The 13,484-nt window shown below is 49.7% G+C and carries 14 protein-coding genes; 1 reads left to right on the forward strand and 13 read right to left on the reverse strand.

Annotated elements, in window-relative coordinates:
• Positions 1-109 precede the first annotated feature (109 nt).
• The 5 genes from rplS to rpsP form a co-directional block, all read right to left on the reverse strand.
• Positions 110-475 carry a 50S ribosomal protein L19 gene (gene rplS / locus Q0E49_RS03895; RefSeq protein WP_102278725.1) on the reverse strand — a complete coding sequence of 122 codons (366 nt, stop codon included), beginning with the start codon at positions 473-475 and terminating at the stop codon, positions 110-112.
• Positions 476-587: 112 nt separating this feature from the next.
• On the reverse strand, positions 588-1,346 hold the full coding sequence (gene trmD / locus Q0E49_RS03900; protein WP_295746649.1) for a tRNA (guanosine(37)-N1)-methyltransferase TrmD: 759 nt from the start codon (positions 1,344-1,346) through the stop codon (positions 588-590).
• Entirely contained in the window at positions 1,346-1,852 is a 507-nt protein-coding gene (gene rimM / locus Q0E49_RS03905; RefSeq protein ID WP_295746650.1) for a ribosome maturation factor RimM, read from the reverse strand. Before rimM ends, trmD begins: the two co-directional genes overlap by 1 nt.
• A 71-nt stretch (positions 1,853-1,923) precedes the next feature.
• The gene (locus Q0E49_RS03910; RefSeq protein ID WP_295746651.1) at positions 1,924-2,184 is read right to left on the reverse strand and encodes a KH domain-containing protein; all 261 of its coding nucleotides are present in this window, start codon (positions 2,182-2,184) and stop codon (positions 1,924-1,926) included.
• Between the two features lie 12 nt (positions 2,185-2,196).
• The gene (gene rpsP, locus Q0E49_RS03915) at positions 2,197-2,475 is read right to left on the reverse strand and encodes a 30S ribosomal protein S16 (RefSeq protein ID WP_102278734.1); all 279 of its coding nucleotides are present in this window, start codon (positions 2,473-2,475) and stop codon (positions 2,197-2,199) included.
• 222 nt (positions 2,476-2,697) lie between these two features.
• Between rpsP and efp the strand changes: the two genes are divergently transcribed.
• Positions 2,698-3,255, forward strand: a complete 558-nt coding sequence (gene efp, locus Q0E49_RS03920; protein WP_295746652.1) for an elongation factor P — start codon at positions 2,698-2,700, stop codon at positions 3,253-3,255.
• Between the two features lie 48 nt (positions 3,256-3,303).
• Here efp and Q0E49_RS03925 read toward each other — a convergent pair whose 3' ends face one another.
• The 8 genes from Q0E49_RS03925 to plsX all read right to left on the reverse strand — a co-directional run bounded on the left by Q0E49_RS03925 (position 3,304) and on the right by plsX (position 13,475).
• Positions 3,304-4,470: an ATP-binding protein gene (locus Q0E49_RS03925; RefSeq protein ID WP_295746653.1), complete on the reverse strand. Its 1,167-nt coding sequence runs from the start codon at positions 4,468-4,470 to the stop codon at positions 3,304-3,306.
• A 75-nt stretch (positions 4,471-4,545) separates the two neighbouring features.
• Complete coding sequence (gene ffh / locus Q0E49_RS03930; RefSeq protein WP_295746654.1) at positions 4,546-5,991, reverse strand: signal recognition particle protein; 1,446 nt, start codon at positions 5,989-5,991, stop codon at positions 4,546-4,548.
• A 61-nt stretch (positions 5,992-6,052) separates the two neighbouring features.
• Positions 6,053-6,394 (reverse strand): putative DNA-binding protein, encoded by a 342-nt coding sequence (locus Q0E49_RS03935; protein ID WP_295746655.1) that lies wholly within the window; start codon positions 6,392-6,394, stop codon positions 6,053-6,055.
• 13 nt (positions 6,395-6,407) lie between these two features.
• Positions 6,408-7,781 (reverse strand): signal recognition particle-docking protein FtsY, encoded by a 1,374-nt coding sequence (gene ftsY / locus Q0E49_RS03940; RefSeq protein WP_295746656.1) that lies wholly within the window; start codon positions 7,779-7,781, stop codon positions 6,408-6,410.
• 15 nt (positions 7,782-7,796) lie between these two features.
• Complete coding sequence (smc, locus tag Q0E49_RS03945) at positions 7,797-11,363, reverse strand: chromosome segregation protein SMC (protein WP_295746657.1); 3,567 nt, start codon at positions 11,361-11,363, stop codon at positions 7,797-7,799.
• A gap of 6 nt (positions 11,364-11,369) precedes the next feature.
• A complete protein-coding gene (rnc, locus tag Q0E49_RS03950) occupies positions 11,370-12,077 on the reverse strand; it encodes a ribonuclease III (protein WP_295746658.1) in 708 nt (235 codons plus the stop codon).
• 66 nt (positions 12,078-12,143) lie between these two features.
• A complete protein-coding gene (acpP, locus tag Q0E49_RS03955; RefSeq protein WP_102278752.1) occupies positions 12,144-12,395 on the reverse strand; it encodes an acyl carrier protein in 252 nt (83 codons plus the stop codon).
• A gap of 54 nt (positions 12,396-12,449) precedes the next feature.
• Positions 12,450-13,475, reverse strand: coding sequence for a phosphate acyltransferase PlsX (gene plsX / locus Q0E49_RS03960; protein ID WP_295746659.1), 1,026 nt, complete (start codon positions 13,473-13,475; stop codon positions 12,450-12,452).
• Positions 13,476-13,484 lie beyond the last annotated feature (9 nt).

A 13,484-nucleotide genomic window follows, 5' to 3' on the forward strand; every position in this document is an offset into this window, starting at 1 on the left:
GAACATAATAATCTAAAAAAGCCAAGTCAATACAGTCGCTAAGTACTGATATAACTTGACTTTAAGTAGAAAAAGAGCCCCGGAAATCCGGGACTCGATTGACTGTCGATTATTCTTCGACGTCACGGCGCTTTTCAGCAATCCGTGCAGACTTACCGTTCCGTTCACGCAGGTAGTAGAGCTTAGCCCGACGAACCTTACCATGACGGATAACATCGATCTTTTCAACACGTGGTGAGTGAAGCGGGAAGGTCCGTTCAACACCAACACCGTTACTGATCTTACGAACAGTGTAGGTAGCGCTGATGCCAGCACCATGGCGCTTAACAACAACCCCTTCGAACATCTGAACACGTTCACGCTTACCTTCAACAATCAGGGCGTGAACACGAACAGTATCACCGGCACGAAATTCCGGGATATCATCACGAAGTTGACTAGCAGTAATCTTTTCGATAAATGGATTTTGACGCATTTTATCTTATTCCTTTCGCCGACATTCATGTCCATCCGGGCAGCGGAATATCGTTATTCACGGCTAAACAGCCGACTAATATCATACCAAAAACGACAGCTACTTTCAAGACTTATTTGGGTGCATCCGGGTCTTCATCAATCTTAATGTCCTGCAGCAGTCGTTGCTGTTCAACGGATAATTTGGCCTTCTTCAAGAGGTCCGGACGACGTTCATAGGTGCGCCGCAGTGACTCCTTCATCCGCCATTCGCGAATTTTCTGGTGGTTCCCGCTCAGCAGGACTTCGGGAACCTTCATCCCGCGAAAATCAGCTGGTCGGGTGTATTGGGGATATTCGAGCAACCCGTTGCTGAATGAGTCCCCCATTGGTGAGGCCTGGTTGCCTAAAACTCCCGGTACAAAGCGGACAGTTGCATCAATCATAACCATGGCTGGCAACTCACCACCGGTCACCACGTAATCGCCAAGGGAAGCCTCGTCAGTTACTAAGTGACGAATGCGTTCATCGTAGCCTTCATAATGGCCACAGATAAAGGTTAGGTGCTCCTCCTGCGCCAATTCTTGGGCGTAGTCCTGGTCAAACTGCCGACCAGCCGGGTCAACTAAAATCACCCGGCCTTTCGGGTACTGACCAGCGATTTCATCTTGAATTGCCTGGTAAGCGTCAAAAATGGGCTGGGCTTGGAGCAACATTCCGGCCCCGCCACCAAATGGTGCGTCATCGACGTGGTTGTGCTTGTCAGTCGTATACTGCCGAAAATCGGTCACGTGGATGTCTACCAGGTTACTTTCCTGGGCCTTGCCAATAATCGACTCCCCCATCGTTGCCTGAAACATATCAGGAAAGAGACTTAAAACGTCTATTCTCATTATTCCAGTCCCTCCATTAATTCCACGGTGATTGTCCCCTTATCCAGGTCAACCTTTTTCACGACGTCGGGAATAGCAGGCAATAGCAGGTCCGCCTTTGCAGCCCGTTCTACCACCCACACGTCATTAGCCCCGGTCGGCATAATCTCTTTAATCCTGCCAAGATGATGACCATTAGTCTCGTCAACGGCTAACCCAACAATCTGCCGGTAGTAGTATTGGCCAGCTGGCAATTTTTCCTGTTGGTCCTCACTCACCTGGAGTTTGCCCTTCACAAAGGGCAAGACATCGTTAATATTGTCGTGACCCTTGAGCTTCACTAGTAAAAACTGTTTATGGGGTCGGACGCTTTCGACCTCTACTGGCTGGGTGCCATTGTCCGTGGTCAAAAATAACTGGCTCCCCGGTTGAAAGCGTTCTTCCGGAAAATCGGTCACGGACAGAACCTGCAGTTCCCCCTTGATGCCGTGGGTCTTAACAATTGTCGCAACATCATAATACTTCATTGAATTGCTCTCTTTCGTTAGCTGACGAAAAAAGCCGCCACTCGCCAAACGGCTTGTCGCGACTCTTCTTATTAGTGACGGTAATCATGAACAGTGAACCGAATTTTCTTTTGGTGCGATTGCCGCGAACGGCTACCCTCAACCACCGTCCTTAACGCTGAAACGACGTGACCCTGCCGACCGATCACCCGGCCAACATCACGATGATCAACCGTTAACTGGAAACGATGAAACTTACCCTGATCACTCTCAGCAATCCGGATTTTATCCGGTTGGCGAACAAGTGGCGCAACTAATGCTTTAATCAGTGCCTTGGTATCTGGTTCAGTCATGATTAACGATCACTACTTCTTTGAAGCAAACTTTGCTTCGTGAAACTTCTTCATCACACCGGCCTTTTGCAGAATGTTGCGAACGGTGTCTGATGGTTGAGCACCCTTGTTCAACCAGTCGAGAACTGCTTCCTCGTCAAACTTAATCTGCTTTGGCGTCGTCAGTGGGTTGTAAGTCCCCAGTGCAGTGATGAAACGACCGTCACGAGCGCGCCGTGAGTCGGCAACGACGATCCGGTAAAATGGGTTACGCTTTGAACCCATCCGCTTTAAACGAATCTTAACGGACATTGAATGTCTACCTCCCTGTTTTTTTCACAAGTCATAATATACCAGCCTTTTTCGGAAATGTAAAGTAAAATTCCTTAACAGCCTCAAAATTGTTAAAAGTCACTGCTTAATCAATTTTTACTGTACAAATAGCCAGATTATAGTATCCTAGAAGTTATGAGGTACTTAGTATTTGTACTAGTACGCCATCAATTATTTTTAATTGTCTGAGGAGGTTTCACCATGATCCAAACTATCGATTTGAAAAAGGGCATGGTTTTCAAGCGCGATACCAAGTTATTCCAAGTTAAGGAAATTAACCACCACAAGCCAGGTAAGGGTAACACCCTGATGCAGATGAAGATTAAGAACCTGCGCAACGGTGCCATCGTTCAGACGACGATGCGGCCAACCGAAAAGGTAGAAGACGTCACGATCGACAAGAAGAGTGCGCAATACCTTTACAACGAAGAAAACAACTACGTTTTCATGGACTTGGAAACTTACGATCAATACAACATTGACAAGTCCCAAATCGAAGAAGAATGCCAATACCTGGTTCCAAACATGAACCTGACGATGGAATTTGTTGGTTCCGAATTAATCGGTGTTGAACTACCAGCAACGGTTACCCTCAAGGTTGCTAAGACTGAACCAATGATCAAGGGTGCTACCATTGATGGTGGTGGCAAGCCGGCAACAATGGAAACTGGTCTGGTGGTTAACGTTCCAGCATTCGTTAAGAATGGTGACGAACTGATCATCAACACGACTGACGCTTCCTACAAGTCACGTGCTTAAAGTGATTTCATAACAAAAACGACACTCCTGATGGGGAGTGCCGTTTTTTTAGTTTATCAACCATTGAGGGACCTTCACCCACCATTGTTGTGGGGTAATGCCATAATGTAGCAAGAAGACTTCCCCCGTTGTTAACTGCGTCGTTGGCAACTGTTGCAGGTGCAAATAAGATAACTCGTCGACGCTTGCCAAGTGATGAACCACAATGGTCGCAAATTGCGAACGCAGTCGATCGGGCAAATCGAGTGTTGACTGGGTGGTAATCAGCAATGATAATCCAGCTTTTCGGCCCTCCCGCAACAGGCGAAAGATACCATTATCAGCCAAGTTATGCTGGTCGTCAGGCAAGTAACGGTGGGCCTCGTCGATCACCAGTTCCACCGGAAAGGTGTCCTTCCTTGCTAGCTGTTGGCGAATCGTTAGCATCTCATTTAGTAGTTGCGAGATTAAAGCCCGTTGGACACTGCCCGCTTCTTCCAGGTGTGATAAGTCAATTACCAGCGGTTTGGTGGCGCGCTTTGTCAAATACATTTGAAGGACAAAATGAAGCTCATAAGCAACCCGGCCCGGGTGAGCAGAAACATCAAACAGTTCACGAAAATCATGGCTGGCTAGTCGCTGACGAAGTGTCGAGATAAACTGCCACTGCTGGCTGATTAACTGGTGGTCGTACTGTTGACCCAAAAGGTGGTAATCCGCGCGCTGGTTCTCGAATGGCACCACCATTTCTTCAACCAGCTGGTCAGCCAACAAGGCCACCGGGTACGATTGTGCCCACTCCCCCAACCGACGAGCATCGGCCAGAAATTCTGCCGATGATCGACCAATCTTGCGGTAAATTCCCCGTCGCTGATGAATATTCAGTTCAATTCGCAGCGATTGAATCGCCCGGTCAACTAGCTCGCGCTGCCGTTCGTCATGGCTAACCCGCAAAGCAGTCAGTAATTCTTCCCCGCTCCAGGAACCAGCATCAAGAAAACAGTTCTGGCCAACAACATAGTGCTGACTGCCTGGTAAGGCCTGGTATTCACCGGTCGGATCCAGAACAATCACCGCCGTAGCAGCATGATTCAATTGGTCCAGCAAGGATAAAGTAGTAGTGGTCTTCCCGCTACCTGTTTGGCCAACCACCAGCAAATGACCTGCGCTGAGTGTTTCCAAACTCATCGCCGGGTGGTCACCTTGATCATTCCGTAAACAATTAATTACTGTCATTCGAATCCACTGCTCCCCTTTGCCTGCACATATTAATGAAAAGTAAGCCCCAAGCACACTTTGGGGCTTACTTGTTTAACGGCGTCGCCGCAGCTTCCGTAATTTGCGGTACTTGCGCTTTTGCGCCTTCTTGGCGTTACGGGCCATCGAGTTCATCGCCATCTGTCCCATCTTGCCGCCAGGCATTTGGCCGCCAAAAAGGTTAGCCATGCCGCTCATGTTACCATTGGTTACTTGTTTCATCATTTTGCGCATCTGGTTGAACTGCTTGATCATCCGGTTAACCTCAACGATTGGCCGGCCAGCACCAGCCGCCAACCGCCGCCGTCGACTGGGGTTCATCAAGTCTGGATTCTGGCGTTCCTCGGGGGTCATGGACATCACAATTGCCTTCATGTGCCCCATTTGCTTTGGGTCGAGCTGCATATTCTGCAAAGCCGGGTTATTAGCCACCCCGGGGATCATTTTCATGATCTTTTCTAAGGAACCCATCTTATTAACTTGGTCCAGTTGGTCCACGAAGTCATTATAGTCAAAGGTATTGGCGCGCATCTTATCCATTGTTTCCTGCGCTTGTTCCTCATCGAAATTCTGCTGGGCTTTTTCGATCAGGGTCATCATGTCACCCATCCCCAGAATTCGTGAGGCCATCCGGTCAGGGTGGAAGATGTCCAGGTCATCCATCTTTTCACCCTCACCGACAAACTTAATTGGCTTGCCGGTAACGGCCCGGATGGACATTGCCGCCCCACCACGGGTGTCACCATCTAACTTGGTGAGGACGACCCCGGTGATGTCCAGCTTACTATCAAAGCCTTCTGCCGTATTAACAGCATTTTGCCCCGTCATCGCGTCGACAACCAGCAGGATTTCATTTGGCTGAGCAACTTCCTTGATCCGTGCTAGCTCATCCATCAACTTCTCGTCGATTTGTAAACGACCAGCCGTATCAATGATGACGTAGTTATTTTTATTAGCGCGGGCCTGGCCAAGCCCATCTTCCACGATCTTGACGGGATCAACGTCAGTTCCCTCATCGAAGACTGGGACATCGATTGAGGCGGCGACCTGTTTCAACTGGGTAATTGCCGCCGGCCGGTAAACGTCAGCCGCAATGAACAGTGGCCGCGCATGTTGCTTATCCTTCAGGCGAAGTGCCAGCTTACCAGCGGTGGTCGTCTTCCCGGCACCTTGCAGCCCAACCATCATAATGATCGTCGGTCCCTGCGACGCCTTAGCCAGCAGAACCGCTTCGGCCCCCATCAGCGACGTCAGTTCATCATTGACGATTTTGACAATTTGTTGGGCAGGATTGAGGCCCTTTAAGACCTCGGCACCCATTGCCTTTTTCCGGACAGTTTTAACGAAGTCCTTGACCACCGCGAAATTGACGTCGGCATCCAGTAGGGCCAACCTAATCTCGCGCATCGTTTCTCGTAAGTCAGCTTCGGTAACTTTGGGCTTGCGCCGCAGTTTTTCCATTGCCTTTTGCAGGCGTTCAGTTAATCCTTCAAATGCCATTTGATAGTCTCCTCAGTTCTTTGCGGAAATTGGTTCGTTTTATTTTAACACTTTACCGCGTTTATTCTTCTTCCAGGTGATCAAGCCGGTGAATAATTTTTAACAACTGCTTGTCCCCCGGATAATGTTTACCAACGTAACTCGCTAACTGGTCAGCCACCTGGTTGCGGGCCAGAAACTGGCGATGGAGATGCAATTTGTCTTCATATTCCCGCAAAATCTGCTCCGTCCGCCTAATGTTATCGTAGACGGCCTGCCGTGACACCGCAAAATTTTCCGCAATTTCTCCCAGCGAATAATCATCACCGTAATAAAGCTGCATGTATTCTTGCTGTTTACGCGTCAGCAACGGCTGGTAAAACTCCAGCAATGCGTTGATTTCCTCATTCTTTGCTAGTTCCATCAGCAGCTCCCGATTACTCTTCTACTAATCCTTTAAAGAGACCGTAAACAAATTCGCTCGGGTCAAAGGTCTGTAAGTCATCTACATGTTCGCCTAAACCAACGAATTTGACTGGCAGGTGAAGCTCGTTCCTAATCGCCAGGACAATTCCCCCGCGCGCAGTCCCATCTAATTTAGTTAAGACAATTCCCGTCACATCAGTGCTTTCCTTAAACAGCTTTGCCTGGGTCAAAGCATTTTGACCGGTAGTGGCGTCAAGAACCAGCAATACTTCATGAGGGGCGTCAGGAATTTCACGGGTCAAAATCCGCTTCATCTTGGCTAATTCCTTCATCAAGTTAACCTTGTTTTGCAGTCGACCGGCAGTATCGACAAAGAGCACGTCAAACTGTTCTTCCTTCGCCTTTTTAACTGCATCGAAAACAACGGCTGCCGGGTCACAGTTTTCAGGACCCGTGACAATCTCGACACCATCCCGCTCAGCCCAGACCTCCAGTTGTTCGGTTGCGCCAGCACGAAATGTATCGGCAGCCGCCAGGAGGACTTTTTTGCCTTCCTTTTTGGCCCGTGCAGCCATCTTGCCAATCGTCGTGGTTTTACCAGCCCCGTTAACACCAACAAACATCATCACCGTCGGTCCGTTGGCTGCCCAGTTAATGGCGTTATTTTCACCTGCACCGGCCGCTTCATATAGTTCGACCATTTTTTCGATGATCACGTTAGAAACATCCTGCTTGCTGTGGGCATTTTGCAGTTTTACTTCGTCCCGCAGCTCATCGGAAAGCTTCATTGCCATATCCACACCGACATCGGACTCAATCAGTAAGTCCTCCAGGTCCTCAAAGAAATCTTCGTCTACGTGGCGGAAGTTAGCTAAGAACCGGTTGAGCCGGGCACCAAAACCGGTCCGCGACTTCTTCAATCCCCGGTCATACTTGGCCGTTTCGGTGGTCGACTCATTGTCGTCACCGGCATTGACCTCAGCTGGCGCTTTGTCCTGACCTTCGGGGGTCTCGCCGTCATCTGCCACGTTAGTTGTTGAAGACGGAGCAACAGATTGGGCCACTGTGGCGGTGGACTGAACACTAGTCCTCGTCACCATTGGCTGAGAAAGATTATCGGTCCGTTGCTCGTTATCTCCTGTTTGCTGGCTTTCACTGACACTAGCAGCTACCGACTGCGACGCAACAGAAGATTGCTCACTGGCAGCCACTAATATCGACTGTGACTCACTAGTACTGGTTGGAGCTTGTGCCGACGTGCTGCCTGTTTCTTGACTCCCATCAGTTGTCTGGGAACCAGTTGCTTGCTCTTTTTCAACGACAGTCTTAGCCGTCGCTTGCTGTTTTTCCTTTTTCTTCCGGCGAAAGATGTCAAATAAACCCATGTGCCTCTCTCCTTTTTATTGCTGCTGGTCTTTGTCCGCCGCTGACAAGGCGTCAGCAACATCGACTGATACCATCCGTGAAACTCCTGATTCCTGCATCGTCACCCCGTAGAGAACGTTAGCGTTCATCATGGTTCCCTTGCGGTGCGTAATCACAATGAATTGTGGCCCCTGATGACCAAACCGCCCCAGATAATGGGCAAAGCGGTCAACATTAACAGCGTCGAGTGCCGCTTCTGGCTCATCTAAAATAGCAAACGGGACCGGCCGGACCTTCAAGATGGCAAATAACAGGGCAATAGCTGTCAATGCCTGCTCCCCACCAGACAGCAAACTTAACTGTTGGTTACGTTTGCCAGGCGGTTGGGCCATAATGTCCACACCCGTATTTAATAAATCATCAGGTGCTGTCAGCTGTAACTTTGCCCGACCGCCCGCGAAGATCTCGCTAAAGGTCGCCGTGAATGCGGCAGACACTTCCTTAAAGGTAGAAATGAACCGACTCTTCACCTGGTTGTCCATCTGGTTCATCGTTTCTAATAACTGCTTTTTAGCGTCCAACAAGTCCTGACGCTGACTACTCAAGAAGTCAAAGCGTTCCTTCATTTCACGGTACTGCTCGATCGCTCCCAGGTTGACCTGTCCCAGTTCATCCAACCCTTTTTTCAAGAGCTTTAACCGGGTCTGAATTGTTTGGTCATCGAGGGTCGACAGGTGCTGTCGAGCTTCAGCCAGCGTCATAGAATAGTCCTCACTCAGGCGGTTTAAGCTATTATCAATCGAAGTTTCCAGTCGCGCCTGCTTACCTGTTAACTGGCTGAGCTGATCCAGGGTGGCCCGCTGCAAGTTCCGCAACCGCTGGTTGGCTGCGTTACGATCGGCCAGATCTTGGTCCAAGTTGGACAACTGCTCTTCGTTGTGGGCAGCTTGCTGCTGGTTGTCGGCCAGTGCCTTTTTTGTCTCTGCCAAAACCTGACCAGTAGATTGCCGCTGACCGTTATCACGATGATCATTTTTCTGCAGTGAATCACGCTGTTCAACTAATGCCGCTACTTCATCCTTGGCCTGGAGGCAACGTTGCTTCATCTCACGAGCATCACGTTGGTCATGGCTGAATCGTTCTTCAGCAACCGCCAACCGTTGTTCCATTTGGTGCAACTGGTCAGCTTGAGCGGCCGCACTCGCAGTCAAGTCAGCTAACTGCTGCTGTTTTTGTGCCAACTCATCCTTGACACGTCCTAACTGGTCAGTCAGCTGTTGCGCCTGCTGCTGCTTGGTAGTCATTTGCTGGTGAAAATCACGGTCGCCGTCAGTCCCATTCTGGGCCTGAAAAACAGCCAATTGTCGTTTGGTGGCCGCCAACTGGGCGGTAGCTAACTGCAAGTCCGATTGTGCTTTTCCCAGTTGGTCACTAGCTGCCTGGTTTTGCTGCTGAAGTTGGCCTAGCAGATCGTGGTTCGCGGCCCGGGCCGCCGTTAAACGGTGAACCCGCTGTTCGGTCTCGTTAGCCTGTTGCTGGACAGCTCCCAGCTGTTCTTTCATCGACTTGAGCTGTTGCTTCTGCGATAACAAACCGATGCGCTGGTGACGGTTGGCCCCACCGCTCATCGAACCACTGGCATTAATCACTTGACCGTCAAGGGTCACCACCCGTGCCCGGTGAAAGGCATGGTTAGCAATTACCGTGGCGTGATTCAGGTTATCTGCAATAATCGTCGTCGACAGTAAGTGGTCAATGGCCGGTCGAAACTCCGCCGCAAAGTGAATCAACTGACTGGCAACGCCAACAAAACCAGGAAGATTAGCCAGGTTATTAATGTTCAGCTGTCGCGCCGGCCGCAACGCAGTCAGCGGTAAGATCGTCACCCGGCCAGCGCGTTGCCGAACCAGGAACCGAATAACTTGCTTCCCTGTCTCCTGGCTATCAACAACCAGCTGCTGCAGTTGCGACCCCAGTGCTGTTTCGATGGCGGTTGTTAAGTTAACCGGCACATCAATCAGCTCACTGACAGCACCCCTTAACCCCGGAAAATCATGGCGGTGTTCGAGCACATGCTTGACTCCCTGGTAAAAGCCAGTGTAATCAGCCGCCATTGCCCGGTAGCTCTTGATCCGTGACTCCATCGAGTGGACATCACCCAACTGCTGATACCATTGTCGTTGGGCCTGGTCATATTGCTGGCTGAGCTTGCCTGAATGCTCCTGGGCGGCCGCCAGCTCTTTTTGGTGCTGATCCAGTTGTTGTGCCAGGTGATCAACCGTGGCTTGCTGGTCTGCTTGCTGGTGCTTTAACAAGGCCAGCCGCTGTTTTGCTGCCTGCAACTGCGTTTCATTTTGTCGCCGCTGCTGGCTTTCTTGCTGGTGATTGCGTTGAATAAACAACAACTCGTTATGGACTGTCGTCTGTTGCTGCATCAGGTCGACTTGCTGGTTGCGGAGAGCTTCAATTTGCTGTTTCAGCGTCTGCTCCCGCTCGTCCAGGCTCTGTGACCGGGCAACCTTAAGCTCATGCCGCTGTTGTTTGATCTGGGCTTGCTGGCTAGCCAGTTGCTCTTCTTGTTGTGCTAACTTGGTTGACAGCTTTGCCAATAAATCTTTTTTTGCCTGCAACTCATTACGGAGTCGCTGCAGTTCTTCTTGACGCTGTTGCTGGCGGGCACTTGACAGGGATTGCTGGTTATTCAGTTTAGCAATTAATGATGTCTGTTCCAGAATCTTTTGCTGCAGCTGATCCTTGACCTGGCGGTGTTGGCGCTGCTCAGCTTCCAGTTGAGCAAGTTGCTGGTCGGCCGCCTTGATCTGCTGGTCATAGGAAGCCCGTTGTCGTTTAGCGGCAGTCACTTGCTGGTTAACAGTTGTCATGTTTTTTTGTTGGCGGTCAACTAACCGGACCAGCCGCGTCCGGTCAAACAGGTCAAACTGCTTTTTTTGCTCGAGGTAGTCCTGCGCGAGGGCACTCTGCTCCTTCAGTGGACCCAGCTGGCCAGTTAATTCAGTAACAATGTCATTAACCCGGTTGAGGTTATCAGTGGCCGCTTCAAGGCGCTTACTAGCCGTTTCCTTATTTTTCTTGTACTTGGCAACCCCCGCGACGGTTTCAATAATGGCCCGCCGATCTGCTGGTTTCCCGTTAAAGATTGCCGCAATTCTCCCCTGTGAAATAATGGAAAAAGACTCTCGACCTAGTCCAGAGTCAATAAAGAGGTTCAGAATATCACGGAGGCGAACTTCCTGGTTATTGAGTAGGTATTCACTATCCCCGTTCCGATAAAGTCGCCGCGTGACGGTAATGGTGTTGTACTCGCTTTGAAGGTAGTGATCGCTATTATCAAAGGTAATCGTCACTGCGGCCCGGTTAAGCGGCTTCCGGTCAGCCGAGCCGTTAAAGATCACGTCGGCCATCTTATCGCCCCGTAAGGTCTTGGCGGATTGTTCCCCCAACACCCAGCGGATTGCTTCTATCAGGTTGCTCTTCCCACTACCGTTGGGGCCAACAATCCCGGTAATCCCATCTTTAAATTTAATGGTGGTTTTATCAGCAAATGATTTAAATCCATTCAGCTGTAACGACAAAAGTTGCATAATTAATTACTCTTGCTTCCGTAGTTTCACTAGTGCTTGCTGAGCTGCCGCCATTTCGGCGTGTTTCTTAGAACTGCCCTGGCCAACTCCGATCACTTTACCATTGGCGCTAACGTTGACCTTGAAGACTGGTTCGTTTTCCGACCCCCGTTCCGCCAGCAAGTGATACTTGATATCAACGTCACCCTGGCGTTGCAGGTACTCCTGCAAACTCGTTTTGGCATCAACGGCGTGGTCAAACCAGCCTTGGTCCAGTTTAGGAAAGATCACCCGGTGAATAAAGCGTTCAACCGCGTCGCGCCCCTGGTCTAAATACAGGGCGCCAATAAACGACTCGAAAATATCACACAACAAACTAGTCCGCTGGCGTGCCCCGGCCTTTTCTTCCCCCTTGCCAAGACGAATGTATTCATCAAAATGGCATTCCTTGGCAAACTTCGAGAAACTGTCTTCACACACCATTGCAGCCCGCAAACGGGTCAGTTTCCCCTGCGGCAGTTGTGGGTAGCGTTTGTAAATATACTCCGAGACAAATAACTGCAGCACCGCATCACCGAGGAATTCTACCCGTTCGTAGAATTTTAATCCCTGGTGTGGATGCTCATTAACGTATGAAGCCTGAGTAAAGGCTTCAGCAAGCAATTCCGGCCGTTGAAACTTAATTTGGTATTCATCAGCCAGGTAGGCTTGCAAGTCACTGAGGTCCCTATTCATTAGTTTAAATACCCCCGTTCCGTAAAAAAGGCCACGCTGAATTTCAACGTAGCCATTATCTCAACCTTAGTTGTCTTCGTTCTGGTGAGCAACGATGTAATCGACCACTTCACCAATGGTGTTCAGCTTTTCAGCTTCATCATCATCAATTGTTGAACCAAAGGTGTCTTCCAGTTCAAGCATAAACTCAACAAAGTCGATTGAGTCGGCTTTTAAGTCAGTCCGGAGATTGAGGTCTTCGGTAATCTTGACCTTATCAATATCGAAATGATCAGCCACAATTGATGCAACCTGATCAAACACTTCTTTTCGCTCCATCGTTTTTTCTCCTTAATTATCTAGCATCGCTTTTCTATTTTATTAGTTTTAGCGCTAATTGTCCATCTCTTTAAGCCGATCAGCATTACTAAAGAATTCCACAGTCTGGTCGATCATCTTGGACGAGACCATCTGGTGAATCTGAGCAATAGTATTAGTAACGGCAGTAGCGTCTGATGAACCGTGCGTTTTGACAACGGGGGCTTTCAGTCCCAACAAGACTGCTCCCCCATACGTGCTGGCACTCATCTTGTGACCAACATAGTGGAAGACTGGCTTGAGCAATAAGTAGCCCAGTTTAGCACGTAATCCGCCATTTAAGATACCATCCTTAATCAACGCCAGCATCGTCTTCGCAGTCCCTTCAGTCGCTTTTAAAGCGGCGTTGGCTGTCCAGCCATCACTAACGATCACGTCAGCTTTTCCTGCCAGCAGATCGCCACTTTCCACGTTACCGATAAAGTTAAGGTCATGACGAGAATTCAATTCCTGCCAAACAGCCTTGTGCAGGGGGTCGCCCTTATCTTCTTCAGCCCCATTGTTCAATAAGGCAATCCGCGGCTGGTCAACACCAAACATACTTTCCGCGTAAAAACGACCGAGATAGGCATACTGGATCAGGTTAAGTTCCTTGTTTTCGGCATTGGCACCGGTATCAAGGTAGACCAGCTGCTTAGCGTTCGACTGTGGGTTGCCAACTGGCAAGACACTAGTTAAGCCCGGCCGGTCAATTCCCTTAATCCGGCCAACAATGAAAATACCAGCTGCCAAAACAGCCCCGGTATTCCCGGCAGAGAAAAAGGCATCCGCTTCGCCCTTTTTCACCGCCATCGCTGCCCTGACAATGGAGGAATCTTTTTTCTTGCGAATTGCGCGAACCGGTTCTTCACCCATACTAATCTCTTCACTGGTCGAAACGAGCGTCAAGCGAGTGTCATCCTTAATTAACGGTCTGACCTTTTGCTGGTCGCCATACAGGACGAATTCAATATCACCGAACTGATCACGTGCCCGTTCGACACCCGCGATAATCGCTTGGGGCGCATTGTCGCCGCCCATCGCGTCAACTGCAATTCTCATTTTGTATCC

This window comes from uncultured Limosilactobacillus sp. (assembly GCF_934202235.1).
Taxonomy (GTDB): domain Bacteria; phylum Bacillota; class Bacilli; order Lactobacillales; family Lactobacillaceae; genus Limosilactobacillus.